We start from the raw sequence: 18,431 nt of genomic DNA on the forward strand, positions 1-18,431 counted from the left end.
ATCGCAGCCATGAACGGCGCGGCACCCCCGTCCCCGGACGGTGAGGGCCGCGCCGTTCTGCGCACCCCGCGCCTGCGGCTCCCGCTCGTCACCGAGCAGGACCTCGAGGAGCTCTGGCGCCTGCACTCCGATCCCGCCGCCTTCCTCCACGACTCCACGGCCCCGCTCACCGCGAAGGGCCAGATGGCCTGGGTGCTGCGGCAGTGGGTGGCGCACGCCGAGTCCGGCGGAGCGGCCGGGTACCGCCGCGTGCTCCCGGCGGGCGGCGGGGACCTGCTGGGGATCGTGGGCCTCGCCCCGCTCGACTCAGCCGCCGGCCCGCTGCTGAGCGCCTACTGGAGGCTGCACCCCGCGGCGCAGGGGCAGGGTCTCGCGACCGAGGCCCTGCGCGCCGTGCTCGGCATGCTGCGCCCCGGGGATCCCGAGGTGATCGCGGTGACCGCCGCCCGCAACGCCCCCTCCCTCGCCCTCGCCCGCCGGCTCGGCTTCCACCCCGGCCCGCCCGAGCGCGAGGTGCCGGGCGGCCGCGCCGGGGACGTGCTGCTCGTCCTCGATCGCCCCGCGGCCCGCGGCTGACGGAGACTGGGGCCATGACCGCACTCCCTCCGGCCGGGCGCTACGCCCCCTCCCCGAGCGGCGACCTGCACCTGGGGAACCTGCGCACCGCGATCCTCGCCTGGGCCCTCGCCCGCGGGACCGGCCGCGCCTTCCGTCTGCGCGTCGAGGACCTCGACCGCGTGCGCGAGGGCGCGGAGGCCCGCCAGCTCGAGGACCTCGCCGCCGTGGGCCAGGACCATGACGGCGAGATCGTGCGGCAGTCGGAGCGCGGCGACGCCCACGCCGCCGCGATCGCGGAGCTCACCGCGCGGGGCCTCGTCTACGAGTGCTACTGCACCCGCCGCGAGGTCCTCGAGGCGCCGAGCGCCCCGCACGCCCCGCCCGGCGCCTATCCCGGGACCTGCCGCGACCTCACCGCGCGCGAGCGGGAGGCAGGACGGGAGCGCATGCGCGCGCTGCGCCGCGAGCCCGCGCTGCGGCTGCGCGCGGAGGTGAGCACCTGGAGCGTGCGGGACCGCTTCGCCGGGGAGGTCACCGGGGCCGTCGACGACCTCGTGCTGCGCCGCGGCGACGGGGTGGTCGCCTACAACCTCGCCGTGGTCGTCGACGACGCCGCGCAGGGCGTGGACCAGGTCGTCCGCGCCGACGACCTGCTCTCCTCCGCGCCGCGGCAGGCGCACCTCGCCCAGCTGCTGGGACTTCCCGTGCCCGAGTACGCGCACGTGCCGCTCGCCGTGAACGCCCGCGGGGAGCGGCTCGCCAAGCGGGACGGCGCGGTCACCCTCCGTGACCGCCTCGCGCGCGGTGAGAGCGCGGAGCAGGTCGTCGAGCGGATCGGGGAGTCGCTGGGCCTCCCCGGCTGCCGGAGCGCGCGCGACGTGCTCGAGCGCTGGGACCTGCGGAGCCTGCCGTCGGAGCCGTGGGTCGTGGACCTGCCCGCCTGACCTCGGGCGACGCGAGGCGGAGTTCGGCCCGCCACAGTGCGACCCGGGCGCTTCCCGATCTCGATACATGAATGTATCGTGGCCGCGTGCACCGAATCTCCTCCGCGCTGCGCGCATTCGTCGACCTCTTCCCCTCCGAGTGGAAGAAGCCCATCGCGGCTCTCTTCGTCACCGGGCTCGCCCTGGTGCCGCTCATCTATGCCGGGAACCTCACCTGGTCCTTCTCCGACCCCTCGGGCCGGATGGACGGGATCACCGCGGCCGTCGTCGACCTCGACGAGGGCGCGACCTCGACCTCCACGGACGGCACGAAGACCCAGCTGCACGTCGGCGAGGACTTCACCGAGGAGGTGCTCGACATCGACAAGAACACCTCCTTCCGCTTCGTCGAGGTGAGCGAGGCGGAGGCGGAGCGCGGGCTCGAGGACGGCACCTACGGGGCGACCGTCGTGATCCCGAAGGACTTCTCGGCGAACGTGGCCTCGCTGGGCGGCGACGCGGAGGACGCCACCCCCGCGCTGCTCACCGTCACCACGAACGACACGATCAACTACGTGGGCGGCAACTTCTCGAAGTCCGTGGGCGCGGCCCTCACCGACACGCTGCGCACGAGCGTGCTCGACGAGTACCTCGACAACATCTACGTCGGCTTCACCTCGATCCACGACGGCCTGGGGGACGCCGTCGACGGCTCCGGCGACCTCGAGGACGGCGCGACCGAGCTGCACGACGGCGCCGGTGACCTCACCGACGGCGCGACCACCCTCGACGAGGGCGCGACCGAGCTGCACGACGGCACCGGCCAGCTGGCCGACGGCGCCGACACCCTCGCCGACGGCACCGCGCAGCTCGCCGACGGCTCCTACGACCTCGTTGTGGGCCTCGACCAGCTCACCGCGGGCGCCGTGACCCTGCACGACGGCACCGCGACCCTCGACGCGGGCGCCCAGCAGCTCTCCGCCGGGCTCGACACCCTCGACTCGAAGAGCACCACGCTCCAGGACGGCGCCGACTCCCTCGCGAGCGGCACCTCGCAGATCGCGGACGGCGCGAGCTCCCTCGCCGACGGCGCCTCCCAGGTGGCCGACGGCACCGCGCAGCTCGACCGGACGATCACGGACGCGCGGGACAAGGCGAAGGACCTCGGCGTCACCGAGGACTCCGTCGACCAGGCGAGCCAGGACCTGCAGGACGGCATCACCGCGCTCCAGCAGGCCGTCGAGGACGCCGGCACCGCGCTCGACGCCCCCGCCACGGACTCCACGACCCTCTCCGACGCCGCGACCGCCCTCGACGACACGGCCACCTCCGCCGACGACGCCGCCCAGGCCCTCGCGAAGGACACCGCGGACGGCTCCGAGGACGCGACGACGATCCGCGACGGCGCCTCGAGCATCCAGGACGAGATCGGCACCCTCACCGACGCCGCCGCGAGCGCCGCCGACGCGGCCTCCACCGCGAAGGACAGCGCCGCGACCTCCGACGACGCCGTGCAGACCTACACCGGCAGCGTCGACGACCTCGCCGCCCGGTGCGAGGACTCCGGGGCCGACGAGGCCTTCTGCTCGCAGCTCTCCGAGGTCGCGGGCACCTCCGGCGACACCCGCGACGCCTCCTCCACCGCCCTCGAGGACGCGAAGGCCACGGACACCGCGGCCGCGGGCGCCGCCTCCGCCGGCACCGACGTCTCCGACACCGCGGACTCCGTGGCCGAGGCCGCGGACCGGGTGGGCACCACGCTCGACGACCTCGCCACGACCACCTCGACCGTCGCCGACGGCACCTCGAAGGTCGCCGACGCGACCGGTTCCCTCGCCGAGGACGCCTCCTCCCTCGAGGACACCATCACGAGCGCTCGCCAGGACGCCCGCGACGCCGCCGAGGCCGCGACCGGCTCGGACGAGGACACCTCCACCGCAGACCTCGCCTCCCGGCTCGCCCAGCAGGCGAAGGACGCCGCCGCGGCGCTGCCCGACGCCTACGACACGCTCTCCCAGGGCGCGGACGACGTGGACCGTCTGAACGACGGGGCCCAGCAGGTCTCCGACGGCGCGGACCTCCTCGCCGAGTCCACCCGCACCGCGGCCGACGGCGCCGCGACGCTCTCCTCCGGGATCGGCCAGTACACCGACGGCGTCTCCACCGCGGGCGACGGCGCGGACCAGCTCGCCGCCGGCACCGGGAAGCTCGAGAGCGGCAGCGCGCAGCTCGTGAGCGGCCTGTACTCCGCGGACTCGGGCGCCCGCACCCTCGCGAGCGGCCTCTCCCAGGGGCAGACCGGCGCGGAGAAGCTCGCCGCGGCCGCGCACCAGGTCGACTCCGGCGCCGGGCAGCTCGAGGACGGCACGGGCCAGCTCGTGGACGGCTCCGAGAAGCTCGAGGACGGCGCCCAGCAGCTGCAGGACGGCTCCGGCGAGCTGCACGACGGCCTCGTCGACGCCCAGGACGAGGTCCCCTCGTACACCGACACGGAGCGCGCGGACCTCACCGACGCCGCCTCCGACCCGGTGCAGATGGACTTCGTGCGCGACCACGGCCTGGACCGCTTCGGCGAGGGCCTCGCCCCGCTGTTCCTGGGCATCGGCCTCTGGGTGGGCGGCATGTCGATCTTCCTCATGATGCCGCCGTTCTCCCGCGAGGCCGCAGCCCGCGGCGCGGGCGCCCTGAAGCTCCTCGTGGGCGGCCTCGTGCCCTCCTTCGCCCTCGCGCTCGTGCAGACGGCGATCACGGTCGCGGTGCTCCACCTCGCGATCGACATCACCGCGGTGCACCTCGTGCAGTTCACCCTCATGGCGGCCCTGACGAGCATCGTCTTCGTGGGCCTGAACCACGGTTTCGGCGCCCTGTTCGGGCCGATCGGCAAGTTCGTGGCGCTCGTGCTCATCGCCCTCCAGGTGGCGGGGGCCGGAGGCACCTACCCCGTCGGCACGCTGCCGCAGTTCTTCCAGACGGTCCACCCGTTCCTGCCGATGACCCACGCGGTGGACGCGTTCCGCGGCACGATCGGCGGTGGCTGGGTGGATCCGGTCGGGGACATCACCTGGCTGTGCGGCTGGCTCGTGCTCGCGCTCGTGCTCGGCTTCCTGGGCGCGCGGAAGCTGCGCCGCGAGGTCGACGCCGACGGCGCGGAGGACCCGGAGGACGCACCGGCGGACGCGGAGCCCGCGGCCGCCTGATCCCCGGCCCGGGATGATCCGCGGGTCCCCGGGCGTTGTGCCCGGGGACCCGCGGGCACCGCCCGCACCCCACGGAACGGACGGACCGATGACCGCAGCAGCCCCCACCCCCGCCACCCCCACGCCGCTGTTCGGCATCGACGTCTGGACCGACGTCGTGTGCCCCTGGTGCTACGTGGGCGAGGCGCGCCTGCTCGAGGCGATCGAGGCGGAGGGGCTCACGGGACGCGTCACGCTGCGCGCCCACTCCTTCGAGCTGGACCCCACCGCGCCCACCGGCTCCACGGAGGACAACGTCACGGGCCTCGCCCGCCGCAAGGGCATCCCCGTGGAGAAGGTGCAGGAGATGGAGGCGCAGATCGGCGACCTCTCCCGCGAGGTGGGCCGCGAGTACGTCTCCCCGCGCCCCATGGGGAACACGCGCGGCGTGCACCGGGTCCTGCAGGCCGTGCAGGAGGCGCGCGGCGCGGAGGTCGCCACGGAGTTCTTCCTCGAGCTCCAGCGCGGGCACTTCACCGACACGGTGAACCCCTTCGACGAGGAGGTCGTCGTGGCCCGTGCGGTCGCCGCCGGCCTCGAGGAGGCCGACGCGCGCGCCGCCTGGTCGGGCACCACGCATGACGACGCGGTCGAGGAGGACGTGCGCGAGGCCGTGTCGATGGGGGCGCGGGGCGTGCCCTTCTTCCTCTTCGACGACCGCTACACCGCGCCCGGCGCGCTGCCCACCGAGACCTTCCGGCAGGCGCTGCGCCAGATCGCGGCGGAGGCCGAGGAGCGGGCCTCGACGGAGGCCTGAGCCTCTCAGCGGGCGAGGACCTGCTCGGCGCTCGTGCCGGGCAGGCTCACCGTGACGGGGGTGCCCCAGGGGTCGGTGAGGCGCACCGCGCGGCCGTCGTCGGCGAGCGGCAGGGCGGCGGCGCGGGCCCGGGCGACGAGCGCGTCGAGGTCCTCGCGGCCGGGCACGGTGATGGCGACGTCGGCGAGTCCCAGGCTCGTGGCGCGCGGGCCCGCGCCGCGGCTGTTCCACGAGTTCATGGCGACGTGGTGGTGGTAGCCGCCCGCGGCGGCGAAGAGCGCGCCGGGGTGCGATCCCACGGTGACCTCGAAGCCGAGCGCGTCGATGTAGAAGGCCCGCGCGGCCTGCACGTCCCCCACCTGCAGGTGCACGTGTCCGACGATCCCGGGCAGCGCGCCCGGCTCTCCCGCGGTGGCCTCGGTGAGGTGCTGCTCGAGGTAGGCGTTGGGGTCGAGGTAGAGGGTGTCCATCGCGACCTGGCCGTTCGTCCAGGTCCACTCCTCGCGGGGCCGGTCGCGGTACAGCTCGATGCCGTTGCCCTCGGGGTCCGCGAAGTAGAAGGCCTCGGAGACGAGGTGGTCGCCGCTGCCCGCGAAGCGCGAGCGGGGGTCCTGGGCGGCGCGCAGCAGGGTCGCGGCGAGGGAGGCCTCGTCCTCGAAGAGGAAGGCGGTGTGGAACAGCCCGGCCTCGCCGCGGCCGGGCACGGGCAGGCCGGGGGTGGAGACGAGCCGCACGAAGGGCACGTCGCCGCGGCCGAGCACGCGGTGGATCTCGCCGCCGGTGCGGGCGGTCTCCTCGATCGGGCTGAGGGCGAGGGCGTCCGCGTAGTAGGAGCTCATGAGCTCGAGGTCGCCCACCCGGAGGGTGACGGCGTCCATCGCGAGATCGGCGGAGAGGTGCTGCTCGTCCACGGGGGTGGCAGGGGTGGCGGTCATGAGGGGTCGGTCCTTCCGGGGCGGTGCGTCGATGACCCCAGCATGCCCCATTTTGGTTGACTGTTCAACCAAATGGCGGCGGGGTGTGCCCCACCGGACAGCCCTGCCCTCAGCGCGCCGCGAGCTCCTGCGCCCGCGCGAGCACCTGCGACCGCAGGTCGCCGTCGGCAGCGACCCGGCGCACCACGTGCGCCATCGCCGCCGCCGCGTCGTCCAGCAGCCGGTAGCCCTCCGCCCCGGCGGACTGCGCGGCGAAGTCCGCCGTGTGCAGCGCCGCGTCCGCACCCGTGATGCCCACGAAGGGATGCAGGGAGGGCACGTGCTGGGACACGTTGCCCATGTCCGTCGAAGCGGCCATGACCCCCGTCGACCCCGCGAGCGGGCGGCCGCGCTCGACCATCGCCTCGTTCCACAGGCCGCCCAGCAGGTCGTCCTGGCGCAGCGGCTCGTAGAGCGGCTCGAGCGCCTCCACCTCGAGCGTGCACCCGGTCGCGAGGGCGCCCGCCCGCAGGCAGTCCAGCAGGGCCTCGTGCAGGGCGTGGAACTCCTCGAGGTCCGGCGCGCGGCACTCGAAGTCCACGACCGCGCTCGCCGGGATGATGTTCGTGACCCCGGACTGCTGCGGCACGAGGGCCAGGCGCCGGCCGTCCTTCACCCGCTGGCGCAGCAGCCCGGCCGCGACCTGGGCGATCACGGCAGCGTCGTTCGCGTTGACGCCCTCGGAGGGGTTCGCGGCGGCGTGCGCGCCGCGTCCCGTGTAGGTCGCCCGCCAACGGCCCACGGCCTGGCTCGTCGAGCCCACCGGGTCGTAGGTGTCCGTGTGCGGGGTCGGGTGGGTCATGAGGGCGAGGTGCACGCCCGCGAAGACGCCCCGCTCGATGAGCAGCTGCTTGCCGCCGCCGTGCTCCTCCGCCGGGGTGCCGATCACCTGCACCGTGACGTCCAGGGAGGGGTCCGCGGCGAGCGCGTCCGCGAGCAGTAGGGCCGCCCCCACGGAGGCGCCCGCGATGAGGTGGTGGCCGCAGCCGTGGCCGATCCCCGGCAGCGCGTCGTACTCCACGCACAGCGCCGCGACGAGCGAGCCGGAGCCCCTGCTCGCGCGCAGAGCAGTGGGCAGCTCCCCCACGCCCCGCTCGACCGCGAAGCCCTCCGCTTCGAGCAGCGCGGCGACCCGCTGCGCGGAGCGGTGCTCCTCGAAGGCGAGCTCGGGATCCGCGTGCAGCTCCCGGGCGAGGGTGTGGACCCGCTCACGGCGGTCCCCCTCGAGCAGCGGCAGGCTCATGCGCTCTCCTCCCCCGAGCGCAGCAGCGGCGGCTGCAGCGTGGTGCCGGTCCCCGCGCGGTACAGGCGCGCGGGCCGGCCGCCCGTCGGCGCGGCGAAGCGGTCGAGCTCCTCGACGAAGCCCGGCGTGCGGGTCGCCTTGCGGTGGAAGTTCCCGGCGTCGAGGCTGCTCCCCCACACGGCCTCGTAGACGCCGCGCAGCTGGGACACGGTGAACTCCGCGGGCAGGAAGGTCACGGCGAGCGTCGAGTACTCGAGCTTCGCGCGGGCCCGCTCGAGCGCGCAGTCGAGCACCTCGCGGTGGTCGAAGCCGAGCTCGACGCCAGCGAGCTCCTCGACGGCCCACCAGCGGGCGTCGGCGACGTCGGCCCCGCGGCGCGGGGCGGGGAGATCCGCGCCGAGGGCCATGAAGGCCACGGAGACCACGCGCCCGCGCGGGTCGCGGCCCGGGGCGCCGAAGGTGCGCAGCTGCTCGACGTGCACCGACTCCTCGCCGATCATCGCCTCGTCCTCGAGCACCCGGTAGGCGGCCTGGTCGAGGTCCTCGTGCTCCCCCACGGGCCCGCCGGGCAGCGCCCACGTGCCCGCGAAGGGCTCCTCCCCGCGCTGCACGAGCGCGACGCTGAGCCGCCCCTCGTGCAGGGTGAGGATGACGAGGTCGACGGCGACGCCGACCCCGCTGCCCGGCGCCGCGGAGGTGTCCATGGCGCCACCCTATGGCGCCGCGGTCAGCGCGCAGGAATCGCCGGCACCTGGTGGGACGCGCCCGCCCCGGCGAGGGCCGCGCGCTCGCGCACGGCGGCGCGGAGGGCGACGAACAGGGAGACGAGGCCGACGCTCAGCAGCAGGTGACCGAGGCCCGCGATCCCGGGGATCGCGGCGCTCGTCGTCGCCGGGTCGTGGCCGCCGAGGGTGAGGACGCCCCGCACGGCCTGCATCGCGACCGTCACCACGAGGCCGATGTTGTAGGTCCACCAGAACACGGAGAAGGAGCGGCGGCCGCTCAGGCCGAGGGTCGCGTCGAGCGCGAGGACCACCAGGAACACGATCATGCCGAGGGTCAGCAGGTGCGTGTGCAGGGTGTTCAGCGGGGTGTGGCTGAGCAGGGCGTCGGTGTGCTTCGTGAACTCGCGGTAGAAGACCCCCGAGGCGAGGCCGAGGATGAGGTAGGTCAGGGCGGTGTGCAGGGATCGCGTCATGCCCTCGATCCTGCTCGCCGGGCCGCGGCGACGGATCAACCCTTCGATGGATCGTCCCCCGGCGTAGGCTCGGGCGGCGCCGGCCGCAGCGGTCCGGCGAGCCCCCCTCCCCTGCCGGAAGGCCTGCGATGAAGCACTTCGACCTGCCCCGCACCGACATCTCCGCCCCGAACGTGGTCCTGGGCCTCATGCGGATCGCGGAGAAGACGGACGACGAGATCCGCACCCTCGTGCGCACCGCCCGGGACGCGGGCATCGACTACCTCGACCACGCCGACATCTACGGCGGCGAGCTGCACCGCTGCGAGGAGCGCTTCGCCCGAGCCCTCGCGCTCTCCCCCGCCGAGCGCGACCAGGTGACGATCCAGACCAAGGCCGGGATCGTCCCGGACGGCCCGTACTTCGACTTCTCCTACGAGCACATCGTCGAGTCCGTCGAGGGCTCGCTGAGGGCGCTGGACACCGACCGGATCGACGTGCTGCTCCTGCACCGCCCCGACGCGCTCGTCGAGCCCGAGGAGGTCGCCCGCGCCTTCGACGAGCTCCACGAGGCCGGGAAGGTCCTGCACTTCGGCGTCTCCAACCACACGCCCCGCCAGATCGACCTGCTCGCGAAGCACGTGCGCCAGCCGATCGTCGCGAACCAGCTGCAGCTGTCCATCACCCACTCGACCGTCATCGCCCAGGGCATCGCCTCGAACATGCAGGGCGAGGAGCAGTCCGCGACGCTCGACGGCGGCGGCATCCTCGACTACTGCCGCCTGCACGACATCACCGTGCAGGCCTGGTCCCCGTTCCAGGCGCGGTTCTTCGACGGCGTGTTCCTCGGGCACCCCGCGTACCCCGAGCTGAACGCCGTGATCGACCGCCTCGCCGCGCAGTACGAGGTCACCCCCGAGGCGATCGCGACCGCGTGGATCACCCGCCACCCCGCGCAGATGCAGGTGGTGCTCGGCACGACCACCCCGCAGCGGGTCACGGACGCCGCCGCCGGCTCCGAGCTGCCGCTCACCCGCGCCGAGTGGTACGAGCTGTTCCGCGCCGCCGGCTGGCGCGTGCCCTGATCCCTCCCCGGGCCCGGCACCGCGCGGCAACCGCTTCCGCCGCGGGCCGGGACCCGCGAGGATGACCCACCCACTCCCCCGTCCACGCGCCGCGCCGTCGCGGCAGGAGGCAGCACAGATGACCCAGCGCGCCCGCCGCATCGGCCTCGTCGGATACGGCGACGTCTCCGTCGTCCACGTGGACGCGATCGCCGCGATCGACGGCCTCGAGCTCGTCGCCGTGGCCGACGCCGACCCCGCCGCCCGGGAGCGCGCCGCGACCGCCCTCGGCGTGCCCGTCCACGACTCCGTCGAGTCGATGCTCGACGCCGAGCGGCTCGACGCGATCCACGTGACCACCCCGCACCACGAGCACGTGAGCCCGAGCCTCGCGGCGATCGCCCGCGGCGTGCACGTGCTCCAGGAGAAGCCCGTCGCGCACACCCTCGCCGAGGCCGAGCGACTCGTCGCGGGCCTCGCCGCCGCCCCCGCGCGGGCAGACGGCGGCGCGGGCGCCCCGCACGTCGCGATCTGCTTCCAGAACCGCTACAACCGGGCGAGCCAGGAGCTGAGGCGGCTGCTCACGAGCGGCGAGCTGGGCGCCGTGCAGGGCGCCTACGCCTCCGTGGTGTGGACCCGCACCGCCGAGTACTACGCCGCGAAGCCGTGGCGCGGGCGCCAGGAGACCTCCGGCGGCGGCCTCCTCATCAACCAGGCGATCCACACCCTCGACCTCGTGCAGTGGCTGCTCGGGCCGGTCGAGCGCACCGACGGTCTGGTCTCGCAGCGCAAGTTCGCGGGGGTCACGGAGGTCGAGGACACCGCGGAGCTGCTCCTGCACCACGAGGGCGGCGCCACGACGACCTTCTTCGCGACGCTCACCGCCCCCGTCGCCCGGCCCGTCGAGCTCGAGGTGGCGACGGAGAACGCGTACCTCGAGCTGCGCTCCGGCGCGGGCGGCGGCCTCACGGTGCGCTGGGCCGACGGCCGCGTCGACACCTTCTCCGACCGGGTCGCGACCGCGGGCGGCCGCTCCTACTGGGGCGTCTCCCACGAGGAGCTCATCGCGGACTTCTACGCGACCCTCGACGGGGCCGAGCCGTTCTGGATCGGCCCCGCGGAGGGCATGGCGTCCCTGCGGATCCTCAAGGACGCCTACGCGATCAGCGGCCCGGCGTTCGCGGGCTGCTGAGCAGCACCACCTCGGTGTCGAGGTCCTGGGAGCGGCGCATGGTGCCGCGGAACCAGGTGACGGTCGCGCGGGCCGGGTCCCCGGGGATCGCGACGGGGCGCAGGTTGTCCCCCGCCGAGTCCTCGGTGAGCGGGGTCCACGCGATCGTGGCGCCGCCGTCGGCCGTGCGGCCGTGGAAGATCTCGTGCACGCCGAGCGCCCGGCCGTCCCGCGGGTCCGTCTCGAGCGAGGCCCAGAGGGCGCCGAGGTCGTCCGGGTCGATCGCGCCGAGGCCCGTGTAGTCCTCCTCGTGGGGCATGAGCTGGGGCCCGGCGACGGCGATCTCGCGGACATCCCACGTGCTCGCCCCGGGTGCGAGCTCGGCGCGGAAGAGCCGGTGGTCGATCGCGGGGACCTCGTGCGCGGGGGCGTCCCAGGCGTGGCGGGCGGTGTCGGTCCCGAGGGCGTCGTCCGCCCGGGCGGTGAACAGGGCGACGAGGCGGCCGTCGGCCCCGCGCCGCAGGTCCGTGGTCCACGCGTGGGTCATGACGGACCCGCCCCACGTGCTGCCGCTCGTGAACAGGGGCGTGAGGTCCTCCGCGCGCGGGGTCGTCTCCTCGATGCCGCGGCCGAGGGCGGAGACGACGGTGCCGTCCGCCCGGTGCAGGGAGCCGCCCGCGAGGTAGCCGTGCCAGATCGAGGTCGCGTAGTCGCGCGGGTGGTGCTCGGTGATGATCAGGTCGATGCGATCGTCGGTGCCGTGCTGTGTGCCCGAGGCGTAGCGGGCGTAGCCGTTGACATAGCCGATCTTGGGCCTCGTGAGCAGGCGCCCGCCGAACTCCCAGGTGCTGCCGTCGTCGTCGGAGACGAGGTAGCAGGGGTCGTCGTTCACGGCGCGCACGAAGCAGTACAGGCGGCCGTCCAGGGGATGCACGTTCTGGTAGGTGACGCCGCGGCCGGGGGTGTGCGGCGGCGCGGGCTCGGTCGCGCCGAACAGCGGGGTCCACGAGTACGCCTGCTCGGGGCCCCACTCCCCGGCCGGGTCCGCGGTCTCGCTGATGCGCCAGCGGGTGAGCTCGTCGGTCTTGTGCCGCGAGTAGACGGCGAGCCAGCGGCCGTCGGCCCGGCGCCACAGGGCCGGGTCGTCGTGGTCGTCGGACTCGAGGCCCGCATGGAGCACGACGCGCGAGGAGCTGCCGTCCTCGCGGCCGACGGCCAGCTGCACGTCCCCGCCGCGCGTGGCGCCGTCCTTCCCACCCGCGGAGGCGACGGAGCCGACGACGACGGTGCCGGTCTCCGGATCGGCGAGGGAGCGCTCGTCCTGGAACCAGCACCAGGAGCCGTTGTCGTCGACGATGCGGATCTCCGGGGCGGGCTCGGCGGAGGTGGCCGGCGCGGTGCTGGGGGCGGCGTCGGCGATGACGCGCTGCTCGGTGCTCATGCGTCCATCCTCCCCGAATGGAATGCGCTTGCCAAGACCTGTGCGCGGGCGATCTGTGCGCGCGATACGCCGGCCACCGTCCATCAGCCGCCGCCCCCAGCCGCGAGTCGCCGCGCCCCCTCCCCCGATGGCCCGATTCCGTTCCACACCAGACTCGGATCTGGAACGAAATCGGACCATCGACGGGGGCGTGGCGGGCGGCTGGTGGGCAGGGCGGCGGGTGGGCGGGGCGGCGAGGGCTGAGCAGGCAGCCCGGGCTCAGCCCCAGCCCTCGGTGCGCTCCTTGAGCGCGCGGTAGGCGTCCAGCACCTCGGGCGTGGCCTCGGCCTCGAGGGTGCGCGCACCGCCGAGCTCCCAGGCGGGCGGCTCATCGGTGCCGGCGAGGGCCCAGGCGGCCTGGCGGGCGGCGCCGAGGGCGACGTACTCGCCGTCCGGGGCGAGGGTGACGGGGCGGCCCAGCACGGCGGGGGCGAGCTCCTGCACGGCGCGGCTGCGGGCGCCGCCGCCGATGAGGGTGACGCGCGCCGGGGAGACCCCGGTGACCTGCTCGAGCGCGGCGACGCCGTCGGCCAGCGAGCACAGGAGCGCCTCGACGTAGGCGCGGGCGAGGTCCTCGCGGGTGGTCGAGGTGGTGAGGCCGGTGAGGGTGCCGCGCGCGTCGGGGCGGTTCGGGGTGCGCTCCCCCTCGAAGTAGGGCAGGAGGCTCACGCCGTGGGCGCCGGGCACGGAGGCGAGGGCGAGGGCGGAGAGCTGCTCGTGGGTGACGCCGAGCAGCGCGCGGCCCGCCTCGAGGATGCGGGAGGCGTTGATCGTCGTGGTCATGGGGAGGAAGCGGCCGGTCGCGTCGGCGAAGCCGGTGACGGTGCCGGAGGGGTCGTCCGGGCGCACGTCGCTCACCATCGCGCACACGCCGGAGGTGCCGATCGAGATCGACACGTCCCCCGGCTGCTGCCCGAGCCCCAGGGCCGCGCCCATGTTGTCGCCGGTGCCCGCGGCGATGACCGCGCCGCTGGCGGTGCGGGCCATGGCCTCCTGCGGCGCACCGGGGAGGCGTGGCAGGTCGAGGGAGCGCCCGATCGCGGCCTCGGCGAGCTCGGGCCGCCAGGCCTCGGCGGCGGTCGAGTAGTAGCCGGTGCCCGAGGCGTCGCCGCGGTCGGTGAAGGGCTCCGTGCCCGGCGCCGCGAGGTGCAGGGACACGTAGTCGTGCGGGAGCAGCACGGAGCGGGCGCGCTCGGCCGCCTCGGGCTCCTCGTCCCGCACCCAGCGCAGCTTGCTCGAGGTGAAGGAGGCGACGAGCAGGCTACCGAGCTCGCCGACGCTCGCCCCCGCCCCGCCCTGCTCCTCGATCAGGGCCGCGGCCTGCGGGGCGGAGCGGGTGTCGTTCCACAGCAGCGCCGGGCGCACCACCTCGCCCGCCCCGTCCAGGAGCACCATGCCGTGCTGCTGGCCGCCCACGGCGACGGCCTCGGCCCGCTCGAGCAGCGGCCCGGCCGCCTCGTCCACCGCCGCGAGCCAGGACCGCGGGTCCACCTCGGTGCCGTCCGGGTGGGCGGCGCGGCGCTCCTCGACGACCTCGCCGGTGGCGGCGTTGACGAGCAGGGCCTTGGTGGACTGGGTGGACGAGTCGATGCCGAGCACGAGCGTCATGAGCGGGAGCCTTTCACGGAGCGGGCGAGGTGGTGAGGCTCAGGCGCGGAAGCCGAGCAGGTGCTGCATGGCGAGCTGCTGGAGGCGCACGAAGCCGAAGTTGCGCTCCCCGGCCGTGTCCGCGTCGAACTCCTCGAAGGTCGAGCGGTCCGCGAGGAGGTCCTCGAGGGTCTCGCCCTCGGCGATCGTGGGCTGCGCGAGCTCGTCGATGCCGGAGTAGGTCAGGGCCTCCTGCACCTCGGGATCCTGGCGGAACGCGAGGGCGCGCTCCTTGAGCATCAGGTACATCTCCATGTTCGCGGCGGCCGCGTCGTACTGGCCCTGCTCGTGCTCGGTGCGCGAAGGCTTGTAGTCGAAGTGGCGGGCGCCGTCGTAGGCGCCGGGCTTGGACGGGAAGCCGTTCTCGAGCAGGTCCACGGTGAAGAAGGCGCTGATGAGGTCGCCGTGGCCGAACACGAGGTCCTGGTCGTACATGGGGCCGTGCTGGCCGTTGAGGTCGATGTGGAAGAGCTTCTCGCTCCACAGCGCCTGGGCGAGGCCGTGCGTGTAGTTCAGGGTGGCCATCTGCTCGTGCCCGGTCTCGGGGTTGATGCCGACGATGTCGCCGTGCTCGAGCTGCTCGATGAAGGCGAGGGCGTGGCCGACGGTGGGCAGGAAGATGTTGCCGCGGGGCTCGTTGGGCTTGGGCTCGAGGCCGATCCGCAGGTCGTAGCCCTTGTCCTTGATGTAGCCGGCGACGGTGTCGAGGCCCTCGCGGTAGCGCTCGAGCGCGGCGAAGAGGTCCTTGGAGCCGTCGTACTCGGCGCCCTCGCGGCCGCCCCACATGACGAAGGTGCTCGCGCCGAGCTCGGCGGCGAGGTCGACGTTCGCGAGGACCTTGCGCAGACCGAAGCGGCGCACCGAGCGGTCGTTCGAGGTGAAGGCGCCGTCCTTGAAGACAGGGTGGGCGAAGGTGTCGGTGGTGACCATCTCGATCTCGAGGCCGGTCTCCGAAGTGACGGACTTCAGCTGGTCGATGATCTTCTGGCGCTCGGCGGGGGTGGCGTCGAAGGGGACGACGTCGTTGTCGTGGAAGGTGAAGCCCCAGGCGCCGAGCTCGGCGAGGCGGCGGATGTGGGCGCTCAGCTCGAGGGCGGGGCGGGTGGCGAGGCCGAACTGGTCGCGGGCCTCCCAGCCGGTGGTCCAGAGGCCGAAGGAGAAGCGGTCATCGCGGGTGGGGGTGGGTGCGGTCACGGTGTGCTCCTGGGGTGATGTCGGCGGTGACGGGTTCGCTTAGTAAGTTTCCATTACTAACCGCGAAATGGCAAGCTGACCCCCACGATCCCCACCCCGACCGAGGACAGGACGGCCCGGCATGCAGTCCACCCACCTGCGCGAGCACAACCTCTCCGCCGTGCTCCGCGCCCTGCAGGCCGCCGGCGAGCCCACCTCCCGCGCGGGCCTCGCCTCCCTCACGCGGCTCACCAAGCCCACCGTCTCCAAGCTCGTCGAGGAGCTCATCGGGGCGGGGCTCATCAGCGAGGGCGATCCGATCTCCGCGGGCGCCGGGCGCCCCATGGTCCCGCTGCGCCCCGCGGCCGGGACGCTGCTCGCGATCGGCCTCGAGATCGCCGCGGACCACGTCTCCTGCCTCGGCGTGGACCTCACCGGGGGCGAGCTCTCCCGCCGCACCGCCTACGGCCGCGCGGCCTCCGCCGAGGAGGCGATCGCGCGCGCCGCGCAGCTCGTGCGCGAGGTCCGGGCCGACGCCCCCGACCTCCCCGTCGTCGGCGTCGTCGCCGCCGTGCCCGGCCGAATCTCGCCCGACGGTCGCCTCGTGCTCTCCGCCCCCAACCTCGACTGGGCCGACGTCCCCCTCGTCGAGGGACTGCGCACCCAGCTCGCGCCCGAGGCCGGGGACATCGTCGCCCTCAACGACAACCGCCTCTCCGTGCTCACCGAGATCGACCGTCGGCCCGGCGAGTCCTTCCTCTACGTGCGCGGCTCGACCGGCGTGGGCGGCGCCGTCGTCCTCGAGGGCTCCGTGCTCGAGGGCACGCACGGCTGGGCCGGGGAGCTCGGCCACACCGTCGTCGAGCCGGGCGGCCTCACCTGCCGCTGCGGCCGCCGCGGCTGCCTCGAGGCGTACATCTCCTACCACGCCCTCGTCGAGCAGGCCGGCCTGGGCCCCGAGGTGCGGATCGAGGACCTCGTCGACGAGCTCTCCCGTTCCTCGAGCCGCGCCGAGGTGATCGGCGTGATCGGCCGCTCCCTGGGCCTCGCGATCGCGAACGCGCTGAACGTGCTGGACCTCTCGACCGTCGTGCTCTCCGGCTACCTCGCCCCGATCGCGGAGGAGATCACCCCCGTGGTGCGCGAGACCGTCACCGCCCACGCCCTCGCAGCGGAGGCCGGGCCGATCTCGATCGAGCGCTCCGACACGACCCCCGACCCCGCCCTTCGCGGCGCCGCGCGGGCCGCGCTCCAGCCCGTCTTCGACGCCCCCGGGGCGTGGATCACCCGAGCGGCCGTCCCCGCCGCGAGGACCGCATGATCACCCGCACGGCGAGCGCCTTCAGGTCTCGCACCTGCTGTTCGCCCTGCCGGCGCTGCTGTTCTTCACTGTCCTCGCCCTGCTGCCCCCGCTCGGCGTGGTGGCCCTGTCCTTCACCTCGTGGAACGGGATCGCGGCGATCCAGTTCACGCGGCTGACCAGCTGGACCGCGGCGCTGAGCCGCGAGACGACGTGGCACAGCCTCGCCCTGGTGCTGCTCATGATCGTCGCGACCTGGGTCCTGCAGACCCCGCTCAGCATCCTGCTGGGGACCTTCCTGGCGGGGCGGCAGCGGTACCGCGGCGTGCTCGCGGTGCTCTACTTCCTGCCGCTGCTGCTGTCCTCCTCGGCGATCGCGATCACCTTCAAGTCCCTCATGGACCCGAACTTCGGGCTCGCGAGCGGGCTGGGCCTGCCCTTCCTCAAGCAGAACTGGCTGGGCGACTCGACCCTCGTGTGGATCGTGCTGCTCGTGATCATCGCGTGGCAGTTCATCCCCTTCCACACGCTCATCTACCAGGGCGCCGTGCGGCAGATCCCGCAGAGCATGTACGAGGCGGCGCAGATCGACGGCGCGGGCCGCGTGCGCCAGTTCTTCTCGATCACGCTGCCGCAGCTGAAGTACACGCTCATCACGAGCTCGACGCTCATGGTGGTGGGCGCCCTGACCTACTTCGACATCATCTTCGTGCTCACCCAGGGCGGTCCCGGCGTCTCCACCCGGATCCTGCCGCTGGACATGTACCTCACGGGCTTCCGCGGGAACGAGATGGGCGTCGCGAGCGCCCTCGCGGTGATCCTCGTGGTGCTCGGCCTGGGCCTCGCCCTCGGGGTGCAGCGGCTCGGCGGCAAGGACGCCTCCGCGAGCCAGACGGAAGGAGCCTGACATGAAGCGCAACTGGATCGGCGGCACCTTCGGGTGGCTGTGGCTGTGGCTGCTGGCCGTGCTCCTGCCCCTCTACTTCGTGGCGATCACGAGCCTGAAGTCGATCAGCACGTACTTCGGCTCGAACCCGGTGCTGCCCTCCCCGCAGCTCGCGTTCGAGAACTTCACCGCCGTGCTCGAGGCGGACTTCACGACCTACCTGCTCAACAGCGTGCTCGTCGCGCTCGGGACCGTGGTGCCGCTCGTGCTCATGGCCTTCATGGCCTCGTACGCGACGGTGCGCAGCCGGCACCGGCTGTTCCGCCCGGTGCGGAGCCTGTTCCTGCTGGGCCTCGCGATCCCCGTGCAGGCCACGATCGTGCCGATCTACCTGCTGATCATCCGCATGCACATGTACGACTCGCTCGCGGCGCTCATGCTGCCGGGCATCGCGTTCGGCCTGCCGCTGAGCATCCTCATCATCTCCAACGCCCTGCGGGACGTGCCCGGGGAGCTGTTCGAGGCGATGGACATCGACGGCTGCACCGAGTGGCAGAAGATGTGGCGCCTGGCCTTCCCGATCGTGCGCCCCGCGCTCGTCACGGTCGCCGTCTACCAGGCGCTCATGTCCTGGAACGGCTTCCTGTTCCCGCTGATCCTCACGCAGAGCCCGGACATGCGCACGCTGCCGCTCGCGCTGTGGAGCTTCCAGGGCGAGTACGCGACGAACGTCCCTGTCGTCATGGCCGCGGTGGTGCTCTCCTCGATCCCGATCGTGCTGCTCTACATCGTGGGCCGGCGCTACCTGGTGAGCGGCATGACCGCCGGGTCCGGCAAGTGAG

At 73.9% G+C, this 18,431-nt stretch carries 16 protein-coding genes; 9 read left to right on the top strand and 7 right to left on the bottom strand.

The window, feature by feature from the left end:
- Positions 1-9: 9 nt before the first annotated feature.
- The 4 genes from ACYVAP_RS15175 to ACYVAP_RS15190 all read left to right on the top strand — a co-directional run bounded on the left by ACYVAP_RS15175 (position 10) and on the right by ACYVAP_RS15190 (position 5,474).
- Positions 10-576 (top strand): GNAT family N-acetyltransferase, encoded by a 567-nt coding sequence (locus tag ACYVAP_RS15175; protein ID WP_498861327.1) that lies wholly within the window; start codon positions 10-12, stop codon positions 574-576.
- Positions 577-590: 14 nt separating this feature from the next.
- On the top strand, positions 591-1,502 hold the full coding sequence (gene gluQRS, locus ACYVAP_RS15180; RefSeq protein WP_498861328.1) for a glutamyl-Q tRNA(Asp) synthetase: 912 nt from the start codon (positions 591-593) through the stop codon (positions 1,500-1,502).
- 86 nt (positions 1,503-1,588) lie between these two features.
- On the top strand, positions 1,589-4,678 hold the full coding sequence (locus ACYVAP_RS15185; protein ID WP_498861329.1) for a YhgE/Pip family protein: 3,090 nt from the start codon (positions 1,589-1,591) through the stop codon (positions 4,676-4,678).
- 88 nt (positions 4,679-4,766) lie between these two features.
- A complete protein-coding gene (locus ACYVAP_RS15190) occupies positions 4,767-5,474 on the top strand; it encodes a DsbA family oxidoreductase (RefSeq protein WP_498861330.1) in 708 nt (235 codons plus the stop codon).
- A 5-nt stretch (positions 5,475-5,479) separates the two neighbouring features.
- Here the strand turns inward: ACYVAP_RS15190 and ACYVAP_RS15195 are convergent, their stop codons facing one another.
- From ACYVAP_RS15195 to ACYVAP_RS15210, 4 genes are all read right to left on the bottom strand, one after another.
- Positions 5,480-6,409, bottom strand: coding sequence for a VOC family protein (locus tag ACYVAP_RS15195; RefSeq protein WP_498861331.1), 930 nt, complete (start codon positions 6,407-6,409; stop codon positions 5,480-5,482).
- Between the two features lie 109 nt (positions 6,410-6,518).
- Complete coding sequence (locus ACYVAP_RS15200) at positions 6,519-7,691, bottom strand: M20 family metallopeptidase (RefSeq protein WP_498861332.1); 1,173 nt, start codon at positions 7,689-7,691, stop codon at positions 6,519-6,521.
- Positions 7,688-8,395, bottom strand: coding sequence for an NUDIX hydrolase (locus ACYVAP_RS15205; protein ID WP_498861333.1), 708 nt, complete (start codon positions 8,393-8,395; stop codon positions 7,688-7,690). Before ACYVAP_RS15205 ends, ACYVAP_RS15200 begins: the two co-directional genes overlap by 4 nt.
- A gap of 23 nt (positions 8,396-8,418) precedes the next feature.
- Positions 8,419-8,889, bottom strand: a complete 471-nt coding sequence (locus ACYVAP_RS15210; RefSeq protein ID WP_498861334.1) for a DUF2871 domain-containing protein — start codon at positions 8,887-8,889, stop codon at positions 8,419-8,421.
- Between the two features lie 128 nt (positions 8,890-9,017).
- Between ACYVAP_RS15210 and ACYVAP_RS15215 the strand changes: the two genes are divergently transcribed.
- Positions 9,018-9,953: an aldo/keto reductase gene (locus tag ACYVAP_RS15215; RefSeq protein WP_498861335.1), complete on the top strand. Its 936-nt coding sequence runs from the start codon at positions 9,018-9,020 to the stop codon at positions 9,951-9,953.
- Positions 9,954-10,071: 118 nt separating this feature from the next.
- Complete coding sequence (locus ACYVAP_RS15220) at positions 10,072-11,124, top strand: Gfo/Idh/MocA family protein (RefSeq protein WP_498861336.1); 1,053 nt, start codon at positions 10,072-10,074, stop codon at positions 11,122-11,124.
- Here the strand turns inward: ACYVAP_RS15220 and ACYVAP_RS15225 are convergent.
- The 3 genes from ACYVAP_RS15225 to xylA form a co-directional block, all read right to left on the bottom strand.
- On the bottom strand, positions 11,096-12,544 hold the full coding sequence (locus ACYVAP_RS15225; RefSeq protein WP_498861337.1) for a BNR-4 repeat-containing protein: 1,449 nt from the start codon (positions 12,542-12,544) through the stop codon (positions 11,096-11,098). The two genes, ACYVAP_RS15220 and ACYVAP_RS15225, sit on opposite strands and share 29 nt — an antisense overlap.
- A gap of 258 nt (positions 12,545-12,802) precedes the next feature.
- Positions 12,803-14,191 carry a xylulokinase gene (gene xylB, locus ACYVAP_RS15230; protein WP_498861338.1) on the bottom strand — a complete coding sequence of 463 codons (1,389 nt, stop codon included), beginning with the start codon at positions 14,189-14,191 and terminating at the stop codon, positions 12,803-12,805.
- Positions 14,192-14,230: 39 nt separating this feature from the next.
- Positions 14,231-15,424 (bottom strand): apurinic/apyrimidinic endonuclease family protein, encoded by a 1,194-nt coding sequence (gene xylA / locus ACYVAP_RS15235; protein WP_498861339.1) that lies wholly within the window; start codon positions 15,422-15,424, stop codon positions 14,231-14,233.
- Between the two features lie 121 nt (positions 15,425-15,545).
- Here xylA and ACYVAP_RS15240 point away from each other — a divergent pair, with 121 nt between their 5' ends.
- The 3 genes from ACYVAP_RS15240 to ACYVAP_RS15250 are packed head-to-tail and all read left to right on the top strand — an operon-like array spanning position 15,546 to position 18,430.
- Positions 15,546-16,724, top strand: a complete 1,179-nt coding sequence (locus ACYVAP_RS15240) for an ROK family protein (RefSeq protein ID WP_498861340.1) — start codon at positions 15,546-15,548, stop codon at positions 16,722-16,724.
- A gap of 34 nt (positions 16,725-16,758) precedes the next feature.
- Positions 16,759-17,610, top strand: coding sequence for a carbohydrate ABC transporter permease (locus ACYVAP_RS15245; RefSeq protein WP_498861394.1), 852 nt, complete (start codon positions 16,759-16,761; stop codon positions 17,608-17,610).
- Between the two features lies 1 nt (position 17,611).
- Positions 17,612-18,430 carry a carbohydrate ABC transporter permease gene (locus tag ACYVAP_RS15250; RefSeq protein ID WP_498861341.1) on the top strand — a complete coding sequence of 273 codons (819 nt, stop codon included), beginning with the start codon at positions 17,612-17,614 and terminating at the stop codon, positions 18,428-18,430.
- Position 18,431 lies beyond the last annotated feature (1 nt).

It is taken from the genome of Brachybacterium horti (assembly GCF_054777615.1).